Origin of the sequence: Flavobacterium sp. UBA6135 (assembly GCF_002428305.1) — a bacterium.
GTDB lineage: Bacteria > Bacteroidota > Bacteroidia > Flavobacteriales > Flavobacteriaceae > Flavobacterium.
This window is the reverse complement of the sequence record NZ_DIVJ01000028.1, coordinates 1-17,720: the sequence shown is the minus strand read 5'-3', so window position 1 is coordinate 17,720 and position 17,720 is coordinate 1. Positions and strand designations below refer to the sequence as shown.

At 33.2% G+C, this 17,720-nt stretch carries 15 protein-coding genes and 1 pseudogene; 6 read left to right on the top strand and 10 right to left on the bottom strand.

Annotated elements, in window-relative coordinates:
* Positions 1-26 precede the first annotated feature (26 nt).
* From B3L86_RS07305 to B3L86_RS07270, 8 genes are all read right to left on the bottom strand, one after another.
* On the bottom strand, positions 27-785 hold the full coding sequence (locus B3L86_RS07305; RefSeq protein ID WP_291117005.1) for a shikimate dehydrogenase family protein: 759 nt from the start codon (positions 783-785) through the stop codon (positions 27-29).
* On the bottom strand, positions 760-1,773 hold the full coding sequence (locus tag B3L86_RS07300; protein ID WP_291117002.1) for a DUF368 domain-containing protein: 1,014 nt from the start codon (positions 1,771-1,773) through the stop codon (positions 760-762). Before B3L86_RS07300 ends, B3L86_RS07305 begins: the two co-directional genes overlap by 26 nt.
* The gene (locus tag B3L86_RS07295; protein WP_291116998.1) at positions 1,773-2,738 is read right to left on the bottom strand and encodes a DUF368 domain-containing protein; all 966 of its coding nucleotides are present in this window, start codon (positions 2,736-2,738) and stop codon (positions 1,773-1,775) included. Before B3L86_RS07295 ends, B3L86_RS07300 begins: the two co-directional genes overlap by 1 nt.
* Before the next feature lie 73 nt (positions 2,739-2,811).
* Positions 2,812-4,209, bottom strand: coding sequence for a tetratricopeptide repeat protein (locus B3L86_RS07290; RefSeq protein ID WP_291116995.1), 1,398 nt, complete (start codon positions 4,207-4,209; stop codon positions 2,812-2,814).
* 184 nt (positions 4,210-4,393) lie between these two features.
* The gene (locus B3L86_RS07285; protein WP_291116992.1) at positions 4,394-5,581 is read right to left on the bottom strand and encodes an aspartate aminotransferase family protein; all 1,188 of its coding nucleotides are present in this window, start codon (positions 5,579-5,581) and stop codon (positions 4,394-4,396) included.
* A gap of 58 nt (positions 5,582-5,639) precedes the next feature.
* Positions 5,640-7,262, bottom strand: a complete 1,623-nt coding sequence (locus B3L86_RS07280) for an OstA-like protein (protein ID WP_291116989.1) — start codon at positions 7,260-7,262, stop codon at positions 5,640-5,642.
* 421 nt (positions 7,263-7,683) lie between these two features.
* Positions 7,684-8,145: a hypothetical protein gene (locus tag B3L86_RS07275; protein ID WP_291116986.1), complete on the bottom strand. Its 462-nt coding sequence runs from the start codon at positions 8,143-8,145 to the stop codon at positions 7,684-7,686.
* Between the two features lie 361 nt (positions 8,146-8,506).
* On the bottom strand, positions 8,507-9,190 hold the full coding sequence (locus B3L86_RS07270) for a glycine zipper family protein (protein WP_291116983.1): 684 nt from the start codon (positions 9,188-9,190) through the stop codon (positions 8,507-8,509).
* Positions 9,191-10,065: 875 nt separating this feature from the next.
* Between B3L86_RS07270 and ltrA the strand changes: the two are divergent.
* Positions 10,066-11,361 (top strand): annotated as a pseudogene (gene ltrA, locus B3L86_RS07265) (group II intron reverse transcriptase/maturase).
* Positions 11,362-11,439: 78 nt separating this feature from the next.
* On the opposite strand, the gene B3L86_RS07260 reads toward ltrA, so the two are convergent.
* A complete protein-coding gene (locus B3L86_RS07260; RefSeq protein ID WP_291116980.1) occupies positions 11,440-11,862 on the bottom strand; it encodes a hypothetical protein in 423 nt (140 codons plus the stop codon).
* 414 nt (positions 11,863-12,276) lie between these two features.
* Positions 12,277-12,765 (bottom strand): hypothetical protein, encoded by a 489-nt coding sequence (locus B3L86_RS07255; RefSeq protein WP_291116977.1) that lies wholly within the window; start codon positions 12,763-12,765, stop codon positions 12,277-12,279.
* 1,025 nt (positions 12,766-13,790) lie between these two features.
* On the opposite strand from B3L86_RS07255, the gene B3L86_RS07250 reads away from it, so the two are divergent.
* From B3L86_RS07250 to B3L86_RS07230, 5 genes are all read left to right on the top strand, one after another.
* The gene (locus tag B3L86_RS07250) at positions 13,791-15,026 is read left to right on the top strand and encodes a tyrosine-type recombinase/integrase (protein WP_291116974.1); all 1,236 of its coding nucleotides are present in this window, start codon (positions 13,791-13,793) and stop codon (positions 15,024-15,026) included.
* A gap of 50 nt (positions 15,027-15,076) precedes the next feature.
* A complete protein-coding gene (locus B3L86_RS07245; RefSeq protein WP_291116971.1) occupies positions 15,077-16,363 on the top strand; it encodes a hypothetical protein in 1,287 nt (428 codons plus the stop codon).
* Between the two features lie 96 nt (positions 16,364-16,459).
* Positions 16,460-16,747, top strand: coding sequence for a helix-turn-helix domain-containing protein (locus B3L86_RS07240; RefSeq protein ID WP_262319431.1), 288 nt, complete (start codon positions 16,460-16,462; stop codon positions 16,745-16,747).
* A 3-nt stretch (positions 16,748-16,750) separates the two neighbouring features.
* Positions 16,751-17,026: a helix-turn-helix domain-containing protein gene (locus B3L86_RS07235; protein WP_291116966.1), complete on the top strand. Its 276-nt coding sequence runs from the start codon at positions 16,751-16,753 to the stop codon at positions 17,024-17,026.
* Between the two features lie 2 nt (positions 17,027-17,028).
* Positions 17,029-17,720, top strand: a 692-nt coding sequence (locus B3L86_RS07230) for a BT4734/BF3469 family protein (RefSeq protein ID WP_291116963.1), incomplete at its 3' end; no start/stop codon positions are given.

The following is a 17,720-nucleotide window of genomic DNA, read 5'->3' as shown; positions in this document are numbered from 1 at the left end:
GAAATCTATAGAAAAATGAAAAAAAATTATAAATTATTCCAAGTTCTCCAGCCTTTTTCTGCTTGTAATACAAGCATTTCATAGCCGTTTTTAATGGTACTTCCTTTGGTTTTGGCTTTTTTTAAAAAAACAGTTTCTTCGGGATTATAAATTAAATCAAATGCAATATGATCTTGCGTAAAATAGTCATAAGGAATAGGTGGAAATTCATCCGTATTCGGGAAAGTGCCTAAAGGTGTACAATTTATGATGATTTGATAATTATCAAACGTTGTGGCATTCAAAAATTTATAATCCAAGCAGGCGTCTTTTTTACTTCTCGACACAAAAGTATATACTATTCCGAGTTCATCTAAGGCAAATGCCACGGCTTTTGAAGCTCCTCCTGTTCCAAGAATTAACGCTTTTTGGTGGTGAGGCTTTAAAAGCGGCTTCAATGCTTTTTTAAACCCATAATAATCAGTGTTGTAGCCTTTTATTTTTCCTGATTTTGTAATTTTGATACAATTCACTGCTCCTATTTTGGCAGCTTTTTTTGATAGTTTATCCAAATAAGGAATAATCTTTTCTTTATAAGGAATGGTAACATTTAAACCATTGATATTTGGATTGTCACGCAGTAATTTTGGAAATTGAGCAATAGAAGCTAAATCAAAATTTTCAAAACTACAATTGGAAAAGCCTTCTTTTACAAATTTTTCTGTAAAATATTTTTTTGAAAAGGAGTAAGAAATATTTTTTCCAATCAAGCCAAATACTCTATTTTTTGTTAGTTCTATTTCCATACCATTCTAAACTTAAAACAATTAAAACGCCAATGATTATATAAAAAACAGCCCAAAGTGTATCTGATGTAAATTCAGGAAGATAACGTTTGTAAGTAGCCACAATTTGATTGCCGTTTCGGTCCAAAACAAAATTGTCACCAACTTTTAAAAATACTTTGTGTTTCCAAGGCCAAACAACCCCTAATGAACCAATAATAAACCCGAGAATTGAAGCGTAAGTTATTTTTTTGAAGTGTTTAATCAAATAGCTCAAAAGGTTAGAAAAAGTAACCAAACCGGTTAAAGATCCTAATGTAAAGAAAAATAAAACTTTTAAAAGATGTATTCTCGAAGGGTTATGTATAAAACTAAAATCGCCCGTAATTAATTCGGCAATTGTATCATAAAGTGAATTAACGGAATCCACCAGTAATAGAACATAATTACCCATTAACATCATAATGAATGATCCTGAAAGTCCGGGTAATGTCATTCCGGAAACACTGATAATACCACAAAGAAAAACAAAAAGTAAATTTGAATTTTCAGTTGCCGGATCAAAAAAACTGATACCGATACCAAGTAATGAACCAATAATTAATGCGGTTTTAGAACTCTTACTCCAGTTTCCTTCAAAATCTTTATTGATGTAATATATGGAACCGATAATCATTCCAAAAAAACAAGCCCAAACTTGAATTTCGTATCTGGCTAAAAGGAAATCAAGGATTTTTGAAACACTAAAAAAACTAATGATCATACCCAGAATTAACAAAAACAAAAAAGTCCCGTTGATATAGCGGTATAAACTTTTGAATCTTCCGGCAATTAAAAACTTAAATGCAGTTTTGTTTATTCGTTTGAAGGAGTGAATAAACTCTTCATAAAAACCTGCAACAAAAGCAACTACACCTCCAGAAACACCTGGGATTTTATTGGCAAGACCCATTGCTATTCCTTTCAGAACCAAAAATAGTTTATCGGAAAGACTTCTTTGAACTTGCATTATTTTGAAAATTTAACGGCAATTTTTTCAATACTAAAGATAGTTAAAAATCCAATAACCATCAATAGTATTGCAGAGATAAGTAAATTGTCTCCTTCATAATAATGAGGTAAAATACTTCTTTCAAGAAAGGGAACTTCATTTCCATGCGAATCTATTCGGATTTGTAAAACTTTTTTCCAAGGCCAAACTTTGTTTAATGAACCCAACATAAAACCGGTTAATAAGGCTAAAGTTAAGTTTCGGTAGTTGTCAAACATCCAATGTAAAACTTTTGAAAATAGTTTTAATCCTAAAAGTGCACCTAGTGCAAAAGTTCCAAGTTTCAGAATGACTTGCCATAAAGCAACCCAATTTAATGTAATAATGGCTTCCCGAAACTGATTGATTGTTCCAATAACAACGGCATAAGAACCCATCAATAATAGAATAAATGCACCCGAAACTCCCGGAAGAATCATGGCGATGATGGCAATAAATCCTGAAAGAAACAAATAAAAATAACTTTCAGGTGTTGAAACCGGTGTGGCAATTGTGATATAATAGGAAACAATTGTTCCAATTACAAAACTAAGTATAATAGGTAACTTGAATGAAGTGATTTGTTTTCCTATAAAATAAATACTTGCAACTACCAATCCGAAGAAAAACGACCAAACCAAGATGGGTTGTGTGGCCAATAAATGAGTAATGATTTTTGAAAGTGATAAAACACTCAAAGCAATTCCGGTAAGCAATGCTACTAAAAAGCTGCCGTTAATTTGTTGCCAAGCTATTTTAAAACCATGTTCTTTACAAGAAGAAAAAAATGAAAAATCTACTTTATTGATGGTGTCTATTAGTTCTTGATAAATTCCGGAGATAAAAGCGATGGTTCCTCCTGAAACTCCCGGAACTACATCGGCAGCACCCATTGCAATTCCTTTGAGGGTTATTAAAAAATAATCGGGAAATAATTTTCTCATAAAAAAAAAGCGTTCCGTTGTTAGAACGGAACGCAAATTAGGGAAAAATTTGTAAAAATTTTAGAAATAGTTCTTAAGTTTTTAAATGTTTTGTTATGACATTTTGGATTATTTTTCTGCTCCAAACTACAGGGAATAATTCTTCTAATACGGTCACATTATTCGGACTTAATCGCAAGCCATTAATTAAATGAAATTTGCCTTTGGTGTTGTCTTTCAACATGTAATATGTTCCGGCCAAACGGTATTCCAATTCATAGGAATCAGGAAAATATTCTGATGCTTGTAATAAGGTTTGTATTGCATTGTCAAGTTCACCTAAAAACTGCATGATATCCACCCAAAACAACCAAGTGTCTAATTGGTAATCACCATATTCTACTGCTTTTCTATAGCCAAATTCAGCTTCTTCATAGAAATTCATTTGACGATTGATGGTAGCATATCGTTTCCAATACAACTGATTTTCGTTGTCAATAGCTAAAGCTTTATTCACATTAAATAAGGCTTTTTGATAATTTTTTTGGCGAATGTAAAAGTCAGTTATAGCAATCCAACCTTTATCCAAAAGTGGATCTTCGTGAACGGTTTTATTGTAATATTTTATAGCTTCTACTTTATTGCCCAATTTTTCATGACATTTTCCAATCCGCAATAACGCATACGACGTGGGATCTTCAAGCGAAATGGTATGCTCATAACTTTCTATGGCTTCTTTATAGCGTTTTAGTTTTTCTAAAGACTTGCCTTTTTCCATGTGAGCTCCAATGAAGAAGTCGTCAATAAGTGTTGCATAATCAAAACTACGCAAAGCATTTTCATAATCTTTAATGATGTAGCTCAAACGACCTTGTTGGTGCCAAGCAATTTCACTGTAGGGATTTTTGTCGATATAACTGTTCAAAAAATCAATAGCTTCCTTGTGTTGGTCTAAAAATTCAAAACAATACACTACATTATATAATGCTGATTGGTCTTCAAAATCATCTTCAAGACACAAAATAAAATGCTTCTTTGCCAATTCTAAATTATCAAGAAACAGGTATTCCATTCCTATCAAATTGTAAACATCTGCAAAATCTTCAGTAAATTCTAATGCTTTTTCTAGCTCTTTAATCGCTAACTCATGTTGGTCTCTTTTCGAGAAAATGTTAGCTTTTTGAATGTAGATTTCTTCATTGTGAGGCTCGATAGCATACAATTCATTGAGCATTTTTTCTGCAATATCAAGCTTGTCATCATAAATCAACATTTCAATATGTACCAATTTTAAACCGGTAGATTTGGGATGTTGTTCGAGAGCTAATTTTAAGGCCTTTTTTGCCAGAGATGCCTTGCCCATATCCAGATAATGAAGAATGATTTCTTCAAATTCCTCGGAATCAAAAAAGAGGACTTTATTGGTCTTCAACATTGATTCAAATTTGGATAAGGATACGTTGTAATCGTCTTCTTCGTGACTTAAATGCATACTCAGTATTTTTTAAAATTATCCTTTTCTAAAATTAGTCAAGGATATAATTGAAAATTGGAAAAAAAGGATATGTTGTAAACAATTTAATTAACAATTTTTTGGTAATTGGTGATGGGTAATTGGTGATGGGTTATCTATTTTTCGTAAAGGCAACTACCTATAGCCCATTACCTTTAACCTATTACCCTTTTAGATGAATTTCATCCAATGCTTCAATAATCAATGCACAACCTTCTTTAATTTCTTCTTCAGAAATGGTAAGTGGTGGTGTAATTCGGATGGCTTTACCTTCAAATAATAGCCAAAATAAAATCAAACCTTTATCTTGACATTTAAAAATTACTTCATTTGTAATTTCAGGTGTTTCTACCATGGCCGCCAACATTAATCCTTTTCCTCTAACTTCTTTAATCAAAGGATGTACCAAAAGTTCTCGAAACAATTTTTCTTTGACTAAAGTCTGTAAAATCAAGTCGGTTTCTGTTATTTCACGTAGGGTTGCCAAACAGGCTGCCGCTATGACAGGATGTCCGCCAAAAGTGGTGATGTGACCTAGTTTCGGATTGTCACTCAACAAATCCATATGTTCTGACTTTGCTGTGAAGGCCCCAACCGGCATGCCGCCTCCCATTCCTTTCCCCATAATAACTACGTCAGGAACCACATTATAGTTTTCAAAGCCGAATAATTTACCGGTTCTTCCAAAGCCAGGCTGAATTTCATCTACTAGTAAAAGTGCTCCAACCTCTTCGCAACGCTTTTTTACTTTTGCTAAAAATCCGTTTTCAGGTTGAATGAAACCGGCTCCGCCTTGTATACTTTCTAGAATGACTCCGGCTGTTCGGGTTGTAATTTTTGTAATATCTTCTTCGTTGTTGAATGTGATAAAATCAACATCGGGTAGTAAAGGGCGAAACACTTGTTTTCGTTCTTCAAATCCCATCACGCTCATGGAACCCATTGTGTTTCCATGATAGGCGTTGTGACACGATATAAACTGACTTCTTCCGGTTACTCTTCTAGCCAATTTCAAAGCACCTTCAGTAGCTTCAGTACCTGAATTCACTAAGTAGGTTTTGTTTAAAGGTTCCGGCATTAATTCAGCCAAAAGACGGCAAAAAGCAACCGCAGGATCTTGAGCGTATTCACCATAAACCATCACATGTGAATACTTATCCAGTTGGTCTTTAATGGCTTGGTTCACTCTGGGATGTTGATGACCTAAACTACAAGCGGAAACTCCGGCTACAAAATCTAAATATTTTTTTCCGTTAGTATCAAAAATATAAGAACCCTTTGCATGAGAAACTTCCATTGCAAGGGGGTAAGGTGAGGTTTGAGCTTGGTACGTAAGGAAATCTTGTTTCATTGTGTGTGATTTCTGGAAGGTGATGGATAAAAGGGTTTATCAAAAAAACAAAGTACTTTTAACTGTTTTTCTTTTTCTCTTCAACTTCTAAAGTTTCTTTTCTAACTTCTAATGGTTTGTCTTCCTTCTTATTTTCTTCTTCCACTTGTTTCTTCATTTTAAGATCGTAACTATTTTCTTCTTCGGGAAAAATATCGTCTTTTGATTTTATTCGTTCATCGCCCCGCCAAATAAAACCTCTCAGTTTTCTGGCATTTTCGGGAAGTTCAGTTTCGGGATAAATATCGCCATCTACTTGCGTGAAAAAAGTGATGGTTTCAATTTGATTGCCGTCTAAAATCATATTGATACTACTACAGGCACTTTTATTGATTCCAATCAACTCCTGTTCGTCGTTTCGCATATAATAAATCACTTCGGTGTTTTTGACTACATCTACTTCATATAATTTATTATCGCGAAATTTTCCGTAGAGATTTTGGCCTTTCACTTGATTGTATCCTGTTCCTATGGTGTCTTTTGAAGCAATGAAGGTATTGTTCAATACTTTTAATGAATCCAACTTTTCTGTTTCTTTATTTGAAATGAGGTGCATCACATCACCGGTCATTTGGTTGTCATAATTCCACATTACAGGACGTCCAATCAATTTGGTAATACCCACTTTTTCAGAGGAATGCAACGAATCACATTTTCCACTCATGTCTGTTTTATAAAATCGAACATTAGAAAATGCTCGTACCACACGATCTTCCGGTTTTCCGGTAACTATTAATTTTTTTCCGTGTATGTATAAGGTGTCGTTTTCAACCAAGGTCATCGCTACTGCCCGATGGGTCATCATTAGCGAATCTTTAAGGCGATATACTTCGCCATAATGCCCTTTTACCACACTTTTGTTAATAGAATCTGTCACTTTTACATTTCGGGTTGCAGAGGCAAATTCTCTGTTGCGGTCATAGTAGAGACTGTCACCTTCAATCAAACGATTGTTGTATTTGATGTATGAATTTTTTACAAAATGCGAAAAATTCTTCTTGGTGTCATAAAATCCTTTTTCTGTATAAATGAAGTTCTCTTCACTTGTAATTGTGGAAGGACCAAAGAGATAAGCGTGACCCACATTTTCATAATAATCCAAATGGTTGGTTTTGATGACATATTTTGGATTGGTGATAGTCACTGCATTTCGAAACTGGTACATTTTTCGTTCCACGATATAAGTTCCTGCTTGGCTGACCAACACATTTTCTTTGTCGTTGATGGTTCCGCCGGTTCTGTAAAAAGCTTGTTGCGAATTTCGATCAAAATTAACGACTTCCGATTTTAGTGTAGAGCTAGGGGAGGTCATAATCACATTTCCGGATGCATAGGCTTGTTTGTTTTCACCATTGTATTCCGCATAAGTGCTGGTCAGCGTAATTGTATCTCCTTGTATCATTCGAACATCACCAAAGGCTTTGATGTAGTTTTCTTTTTGAAACCAATAGGCTTTATTGCAATACATCAAAACACCATCATGAGATACTCTAACATTACCATATAATAATACGGCATCAGGAACTTCATCCTGATCAACATTAAAAAACTCTGAGTATTCGACAATGATTTTTTTTGCTTGTTGAGCAATAGCATTTTGAAATCCGGAGAGAATTAGAAGTAATAAAAGTAGCTTTTTCAAATCTAAATTTTTGTCAAAATTACTAAAATTCAAAGAAGGACAAGAGGTGTTAAGATTTATTTAGGCTAAAGAGAAGCATTTACTACCACAGTTAAATATAAAACCCCTTAAAATCACTATTTTACAAGGCTTTTGGTAAAGGTATGGTGAATGAAATCAACTACTGTTTTTTGGGGTTTTCGTCCACATTTGTTCGGTAGTTGTTCGGTAATTGTTCGGAAAACCCTCCCTTTTTCCGAAGACGGTTCGAACAAATCCCAAACAAAACCCGAACAAAACCTCTAAGAAATAGTCATTTCCATAAAAATGTGTTATGTGTTGAGAAAGTAGAGTGGTGGGAGGGTTCTTTGATTATATTTTGTTTGAATATTTTGTGGAGCAGGGTCTAGTAACTGTTCAATTTGTAATCTTTCATTTCAAACTACATTTCAGGTATTCCCGTTTTTAGATAATAGTCGTCAACTATTTCACTCAAACTGATTTCAATTATTTCTTCGTCTCTGTTGGCTGCTTTCCAATTAGTTTTTGTCTGCAAACCTATTTGCTTCGCTTTAATCATTCCTTGAGGATAAAACGCTTTTACAAAGTCTGCTGAAATGACAACAGTTAATTTTTCGAGTTTCTCAAGGTCGCAATTATGATTTTTAAAATGCTCAGGCAACCAGTCAAGATAATCGTTTAATAACTTTTCAATGTCTTTTGTAATTGCTTCTTCAGGTTGAATTGTCTTATTAATAAAGTCAAATGTTGCTGTCGGTTTTAATTTAAGGTTGTTCAGATGAATTAAAACATTAATAGCCAATTTTCCACTTTTGGAATAGTCAACACTCTGGAATGAATCCGCAAAGTTGTGAATGGCTGATTTATAGTTCTTAAATTTCATTGTCTATTGTGAGCTGTTTGTGCTGTCCTAAAAATGGGCATAAAGGTAAAGTATAAACGCAGTACTGGTCTTTGAACCACGACTTTTCGGGTAGAAAGATAATTAAATAAAAACAATAACGGTTCTAGTTTGCACCTGAACCGTTATTGCGTTTACACCATGCCATGTCATATTATAAACCTTCCCTTAATTAATTTATTTATACCTAGCACTATTATCGCCGAGATAACAAGTGCGGCTAGGATTTTCAAATAAAAAGAGGTCTGAGTATAATCGAAAAATTGGGGATTATCATACTCCATGACAGAATAAAAGGTTAAACTTAAAACAACGATGGCCAAAAACGAAACTGCTCTCATCTTTAATCAAATATTGACCAAAACGCTCCCCCAGCTGCACCTATAACTCCGGAAAAAGCACCACCAGCTATACAACCAGCAACAGCACCAGTTACTGTACCTATCACTGGAACTGTAAATGTGCCGGCTGTACCACCAACATATGCTCCATACGCACAACCAGAAAGAAATCCCCAAGCTAATCCTGTGGCTACTCTATTTCTAGAAACCCTTTGTTGTAATGATGAGTTCCCTAGCTTAAAAATTGCACCTTGCTCAAAAGAATATAACAAAAATTCCAGATTTTGCTTATTCACATAATCGCTATCGTAATTTACTAATATCTCCTGATATTCGTAAATAAGTTGCAATAGATTATCATCTTCTATATTAGCCATATCTTGAAGTAGAGGTAACATAAATTGCTTTATTTCATTAGGACATTCAGAGCATCGCTCATAATTTGATATTTGCTCATTTAAATCAACTGTATCTAAATCGTAGTCTGGGTGATAAGCCTCTTCGCTATTTTGCAAGATTTCCAATATAGCTTGTCGATTTTCAGATGTATTCAAATGTTCTACAGCGTTTTTAAGCAAAGAAATTTCTGCTTCCTCACTAAGGTCTTTGCTAACATCACTACATGCATTAAATGTAAGTGCCATAAATAACATAAAAAACGTCACGTACTTTCCAAATTTTTTCATCTTAAGTAAAATTTATGTCGCTTTATTTAAATTTTAAGCGATTGTTAAAAAGTGTTTCTTCACTCACTTCGCTATTTAGTTAAACTTTTGTTATTAAAGCTCGGCTACTCTATTTTTTCGATGGCTTTTCGCTTTCACATCCTCCATCGTAAACTGGGTATATCAGCCCAAGTGTCTGAAAACAAGACCAGACTGTTTTCTTTGATATGGCTTAACGGTTTTGACTTGGCGATGTGGCGGATTTAGAAGCACTTATTTTTAATTTAGCACTAATGTTTTTTATAAATCCGAATGTTCAATTTAGTACTTAACCCGCCATTTTGCCAAGCTGTGTGTGCCCTGCATCCGCAGGACACACCCCGAAAGCTTTTCAAATAGTTCAAAAATACAAATTTTGACTACAAAAACTAATTTTCGGGGTGTTATTTTTCCAGAGGGTGCGAGTCCCTTAACCGCGAGAGTAACGTCTCGAAGGTTTAGTAAGTTGCAAGGTGGTTTATCGTGAGGTATGCACTGAAGGAAGCAGGACTACAAAATCCGGTACTGACGAACAGAAACGTCATAAGAGGCAATTTAAAGCGGATAAGCGTCCACAGCAACGCAACGTCCAAAGAATACCAAAACTTTAAATTGTAGATGACGCAGGGATTGGAGGAAGGAAAAAGCGGTTACCGGGGGAGGTCTCTTAAACCACGAGTTGGTTAGAAAGAGAAGTCAGCAGAAGTCATAGTACTTGAAAGCAACGAGGTGCGAATAGATACCGCATAGGACTCACAAACAAGGAAGGACTGAACGTAAAGAGCTTTTCAATAAGTAACGGAATTCGCCACGGCGGATAGCCCTACTTAACGAAAACAGGTTAAAACAAAACTAAAATGATTGAAAAAGTAGTACATCCTTACAACCTCCAAAAAGCATTGGAACACGTCATTGCCAACAAAGGCAGTGCGGGTGTTGATGGCGTTTCTGTGCGTGAACTCCGCAAGGTTTTTACGGAAAAGAAACTACAACTTATTGAGGAAGTAAAACAAGGAAACTATCAAATTCAACCCATTTTAGGAATCGAGATTCCAAAAGGAAACGGAAAAACCCGATTATTGGGAGTTCCCACAACAAGCGAACGAGTATTGCAACAAGCGGTTTCACAAAGCATCGCACCTTTATTTGAACCCGAATTCAAACCCAGCAGTTTTGGATTTAGACCCAACAAAAATGCCCGACAAGCCGTTGGACAAGCACGGGACTACATTCATTCAGGACTGAACCACATTGTGGATATTGACCTGAAAAACTTCTTTGATGAAGTTGACCATTGTTTAGTATTGAATCTGGTGTTTCAAAAAGTGAAATGCAAAACCACGATGCAACTCATTCGCAAATGGCTTCGAGCACCGACTAAAATCAACGGAAAGCTACGAAAACGTAGAAAAGGCGTTCCGCAAGGTTCTCCTTTAAGTCCAATATTGTCAAACATCTTACTCCATCAATTGGATAAAGAAATGACCCGAAGAGGACATAAATTCGTTCGTTACGCTGATGATTTTAGTATCTACTGCAAGAGCCATAATCAAGCGAAAGCTACGAACGTAGTGATTGAAAAGTTCCTCAAGAACAAGCTCAAACTAACCATCAACAAGGAAAAGAGTGGGATTAGAAAACCCTCTAACTTTACGTTACTTGGCTTTGGATTTGTGCCCGTTTACAATAAAGGAAGCAAGAATCAATACCAACTTGTAGTAGCAGAAAAGGCATGGAAAAACCTAAAGATGCGACTCAAAAGTATTACCCGAAAAACCACTCCAGCCAAACCAGAAGAACGTATAACCAAGATAAAGGAAATCCAACGAGGATGATTAAACTATTTTCGAGGAACCAATATCATGGGAAAATTACGAGATATAGATGGTTGGCTACGGAATCGCATCCGCTACTGTATTTGGCACGACTGGAAGAAACCTGAAAGGAAAAGGAAAAACCTGATTCGATTGGGGGTTGACCAAGACCACGCCTATGCATGGAGTCGAACTCGAAAAGGTGGTTGGGCGATTGCTCAAAGTCCCATTTTAGGAACAACCATCACGCTAAAACGCTTGAAAATGAAAGGATACGAATCCTTAACGGAAATTTACATTCAACTCAACCCATCTCTTTGCGAACCGCCGAGTACGTGACCCGTACGCTCGGTGGTGTGAGAGGCTCTCCCTGTCAGTTTCTGGCAGGGCAGTCTACTCGATTAGCAGAAGTTTTGATTACCATTCAATTCTTGACCATTTAGGTGCGTTGTCAAAATCCTTTATTAAATTATTAAATTTATCTTCGTTCATAAGCTGAATATTTTTATTCTCCTTTTCGTTTAATTTTTCTATAAATTTTCTATAAATAACATAATTTCTTCCAAGGTTTACAACACCACCTAAATCTGATAACCATTCTTCTATATTCTTTTCATCTATTTGTTGTGATTTGCTTCTAACTTTAACCCAATTTGTGAAGATTTCAATTTGTCCATCTATAATGATTTTTGTTCTTTCACTTACCTTGTTTTTAATTATAGAATTATAAATAAAAGTAAATAAACTTCCTAAAGCTATAGATATTGCTAAAATTGTACCACTTGCAGTCCAAAATATTTCTTTTTTAGGATCACAAAATATTTCAAAAAAATCATTCATATTATTATGTCTCTAGGATTATATTCACTGCGTTTCTCAAAAATTTCTGCCAACTAATTGCTAGCCGATAAAAACATTTGTTTATTCAGCCTGATGGTATGGATAACCAAAAGTTTATTGTTTTTATTTAATATCTATCTTTTATAAATTTTTATGTACAAACCTAATCCATCACCACCAAACCTTTTTACGGATTTCAGTAAAACACAAAAAATAAATAAGGAATTCGTCTGCCACACGGTAAACTCGTTTTTGGAAATACTAAGATAAGAAAAAAGTAATTACTTCTTACAAAAAGTTAACTTTTTTAAGAATTCAACTTCAAAAACGCATTAGTCAAAGACATTCGCAGAACTCAGTGCTAATTTAGAACACTTAAAGTAGGGGGTCAGTCTACTCATATATAGACAGATTTTATTTTTTTCTGTCATTAATTAATTTCTCTTGTTGCCTATTAATGTCGTTCCAATAGCTTTTACATATTGTGTCAAACTCCTCAATTGTTAATTCGCTTCTATTTTGGTCAAACACTTTTATTGTCTTACAGCTAATTATCAAGTTGCCCCCGCAATAGTCAAAGTCTGTGTCATGTTGATTGCAAGCAATTATTACTTTTCCGTCTTTGATGTCAGCCGAGAGTATTTCAAGTTCTGCTTTAAATATATCGTTTAGTTCTGATAATGTCTGCACAGGTAAATCAAATGGATTTGGCCAGGTCAATAAAAACAATTCGTCAAGCTCAGTTAGCTCAACAAAGAACTTATCGAAAGACTTATCAATTCGTTCTGCTAAATACTCACAGTCAACCGTCAAAGTCAGCGAGTATTTATCACCAGACCACGCTGTAATTCTCCCGTCGTGTAGGATTGAAAAAATGTCTCTTATGTCTTGGTTTGCTGTCATTCTAAATTTGGCTATAAACAGTAAATATATAAACTACTTTAAGACTTCTCAAATCAACACAAGAATTTTCTTATCCATTTATTAACAAATAATCTAATAACCAAAAAATCAAAAAAACCAAAAAACTAAAGAATCTAAAAAAAAAGAAACTTTACACAGTTAATTAAACATTACCCATAAACACATCAGTCATTATCAGATACACGTCAGTCATTTCCATTTACAAGCCATTCATTGTCAGATACACAGCGGTCATTGTCAATTACAGGGCAGTCATTTCCATAAACACGTCCGTCATTATCAAATACACGCCAGTCATTGTCAAATACACGCAAGAGCCTAACATAAACACGCCAAACCCTAACAGAAATACGTCAAACCCTAACGTAAATACGTCAAACCCTAACAGAAATACGCCAGAGCCTAACGTAAATACGGCAAACCCTAACGTAAATACGTCGAACCCTAACAGAAATACGCGAAACCCTAACGTAAATACGGCAAACCCTAACGAAAATAAACCAAACCCTAACGGAAATACGTCAAACCCTAACGTAAATACGGTAAACCCTAACAGAAATACAGTAAACCCTAACGGAAATACGCAAGAGCCTAAAAAATTTTATAACAAAAACTAAAGAAAACTCGCTACAGACTAGGCAGTTAAAAAATTCACCTGAAAACAGTCGTTTGAGTTTTCCTGATTGGGTGGGCTGTACACCATTTCCGGGTCATTGGGTAAAGAGAAGGAATTAAGAACAACGTTAAATAAAAAACCCTGTAAAATAAATACTTTACAGGGTTTTTTGTGGAGTCGGAGAGAACACTATTGTCAAAACTTATAAAATTAACAAACCATAAAAAATAACTATTTTTATTAAAAACTCAACAAATTCAATGCTTTACAAGTGTATTAATATTGTATGTGTTTGAATTAAGTTTGATGTGTTTGAATAATTGTTGGGAAGATGTTGGGAAGATGTTGGGAAATTCGTATATTTGATAAAGCAATTAAGAAATCAATTATGGCACGAATTAAAGTACTTTTGAAATCAAAAAACAACCCTGCACCAATTTATATTAGACTTTCTGATGGTAGAAATGTTGATGTAATGGCTAAAACCAATTATAGTATCAATCCGTCTGATTGGAGCTCTACAAAACAAGAACCAAAAGATCTAAAAGACATACATTATGCCAATCTTAATTCTGAGCTTGTAGCCTTAAAAAGCAATTTGCTCAAATACTACAACAAAACAAATAATAACTTATTAATTAATACACAATGGCTAAAGGATTTTTTAAATCCTGCTATTGAAGTAATTGAAGAACAAAAATTACCAACAACCTTAGTTGAGTATATTGATTTTTATATTGATTATCGTAAACACGAAATAAAAGAAACTTCACGTAAAAAGTTTAATGTTATAAAACATAAAATGGAGAGGTTTCAGTTGAAAAGAAAAAAGCCTATTCTCATAAGTGAAATTAACGAAAACTTTAAAAAGGAATTTGTTGAATATTACAAAGCTGAAGGATATGCACAAAACACAATGCAAAGAGAATTAGTTTTTATTAAAACATTTTGCAAACATGCACGCCTTTTAGGGATAGAAACACATCCACAATTGGATGATTTAAGATTAGATAGGGCAAAGGTTGAAAAAATATATTTAAGCTTTGAGGAGTTAGAAAAAATAGATAATATTAAAAAAGGTAAATTATCTGAAAGTCTTGAAAATGCAAAAGACTGGTTAATTATTAGTTGTTACACAGGACAAAGAGTATCTGATTTTTTAAGATTTACCAAAGAAATGATTAGAGTTGAAAACGGAAAACACTTATTAGAGTTTACACAGCAAAAAACAAATAAAATAATGACCATTCCAATACATAAAAAAGTATTAGAAATTTTAGAAAAAAGAAACGGTGATTTTCCTTATGCCATTTCAGACCAAAAGTATAATGATTATATAAAAAAGGTTTGTGAAGTAGCTGAAATTAACAACAAAATTATTGGTAGTAAAAAAGTAGAAACTGCAACTGATAGCGGTATTTACAGAAAAAAAACAGATACATATAAAAAATATGAATTAGTATCTTCTCATATTGGTAGACGTTCTTTTGCTACTAATTTTTACGGTAAAATACCAACAACATATCTAATCTATGTAACTGGGCATACAACAGAAGCAATGTTTTTAACTTATATTGGTAAGAGCAACAAGGATATTGCTATGGAGTTAACAAATTACTTTTAATTTTTAAAGGTTTTTCATACTTTCACATTTTTTATTTTTAAAGTTTTTAAATGTCTGATTATAATAGCAGAGATATTTTTTTTTCATCAAAGGAATATCGTAGTAAATACAACACCTTACTTAATTCTTTCTTGTCAAAACATGAAGATTTTGATGAAATTAATTTTATTGAAAACGAATTAGACCTTTATGATTTGTGTTTAGAAAACGCAACATTAACACTTTACACATTTAAAGGTGAGTATAAATATGCAATTAACTTTGGTAATTGTCGATTTATTATTTCTAAAATATATGATAGCTTAGTAACCTTTAAAAAAGAGAATGACGGGTGGGATTTAGAACTTGCATTAAAATACCAAGTTACATTTAAAAAAATCATTGATTTTCTTAAAGAACGAAAAGAGTTGGTTTCCAATATCAATTCTAAAAAATATAACAACCTTATATCTACAGCGAAAACTCCAGAAGTTAGAAAATTATTGAATGATATTTTATATAAAAACATTACTATTATTAATGTTATAAATTATATAAACGATAATACAAACAAAAAAACATACGATTTATTTCTAAAAGAGTTCAACTCTTGTTGTCAATTTATTTTTAATGAATTTATGTTTAAGGTAAAGGACGACGATATAAAAAAAGCTTTAGAAATACTTGAAAACAACTTAGAGTACGTCTATGCTTATGAAGGTGATTTAGAAAATTTCAGTGTTTTTGTAAAAGATTTTGGTTCTATTAAAACTGTTTACAATGTATCTGGATTATTTAAAGAAAAGAAAGAAAACACTGTAAGATTAGTTTATCTAAATAATATGATGATTGATTATTATGATGGCTTTTTTGCAAATCCAATTGAAAATTTTGAAAATATTTCAAATTTAAAATATGTTTATAATCATTTAAATGGAATAGAGAGAAAGCACAATTCATCTATTGACGAAGAAACACAAGATAAAACTGAAAGCAACAACAGCTTACCTATTGAAAATGATTATTTAAAATCTTCAATCGAAGATTATTTAGAAACAGTGACAGAATTTATAGATACTGCCAACTATGGTATCTTAGTAGATGCTTTATATTTATACTTCACAACCTCAAAATTTCCAAAACTCGATAAAAAAATAATTTTTAAAAGAGTTAATAAAAAGAAAGTTGGCTGGGCATTAAAGGAAGTTTATAAAAACAATAAACAGGATAATTTGGATATTGAGTATTTCCGTTTTGCTCAAGAAAACATAAACCTATTTGAAAAGGAAATAATAGAAAATGATAATTTTAACAAATCAAAATTCTATAAATTATTCACTACAAACCCTGACAAATAAAGCGAACACCAAATACACCTAAAACACTTTCTCTTACACTTTTAACCACCACATACACTTTGAATGTTTGTCGAATAATTTTAAATATTATTCGATATGCAAAACAATGCAATTTTACTCCAAACCCTAACTGTTGAGCAGCTTCAACAGCTAATAGGTACATCCGTTAGAAACGGAATTCTTGAACTTCAAAAGGAAATTCAAACAAAAGACAATTCAGAAGAATTAATGACCAGAGAAGAAACCTGTCAATTTCTAAAAATTGATAGCAGCACACTTTGGGCATGGACAAACAATGGTAAAGTCAAAGCCTATGGCATAGGTGCAAGACGTTACTACAAAAAGTCTGAAATAATGGAATGTTTAACCCTATTAAAAAAGTAAGCTATGAATAATTTTTATGACGATGCCGAAAAAGTATTAAAAAGGTTAGACGAAAGTGTTGCCTTATTAGTTGCACAAATGAAAATAGGTGGCAAATTAGATCCCGAAGATGTTTTTTTTGATAACGGTGAATTTATGAAACTAATGAATATTAGTAAAAGAACAGCACAGGAATGGAGAAACAAGAAAATTATCGAGTTTTCTCAAGTAGGTAATAAAATCTATTACAGACTTTCAGACATTCAAAAATTACTAAATGATAACTATAATTCTAAGTAACAATGGAACAGACAGCAAACAACAAACTGATGGTTAGTGTTTTTCAAGAGTTCAAACACAACTTAGGAGAAAGAAATCTTTTGGAAATATTACAAGAAATCAAATCCGATAAATATCAAAGTGAAATTAATTCTATCCGATATGCTTTGCATAAAGGAGATGAAAAAACAGCCGAAGAAATCAAAAGTAATTTGTTAGGTTTTACAACTTCTGGAACATTTGGAGAAAGCAGAACAAAAGGGAATATAGTAACCTATTCACAAGTGGTATGTTTAGATTTTGATGATATACCATTAACCGAAATAAACAATCTTGTAACGCTTGTAAATGGCTGTAGATACACGTTTGCATCATTTATAAGTCCAAGTAACGAAGGTTTAAAAGTATTCATTAAAGTCAATTCAAATGCAGAACAACACACAACAGTTTACAATCAAATCGCAAATTTTTATAAAGAGTTATCAGGTTATAATTTTGATGCAAAATGTAAAGACATTACCCGATTGTGTTTTGTTTCTTGTGATACAGATTTATTTTTAAATGAAAATGCAGTAATTTTTGAAGTAAAGGAAGAAATTAAACCATTAAAAACAGAACCACAAAAAGAAGTCAAACACGACCTTACGACTGATGAATTATTAGATAAATGCTTAAAGTTTACGGAGCAAAAAGAACAGTATTACAATGGCAATAG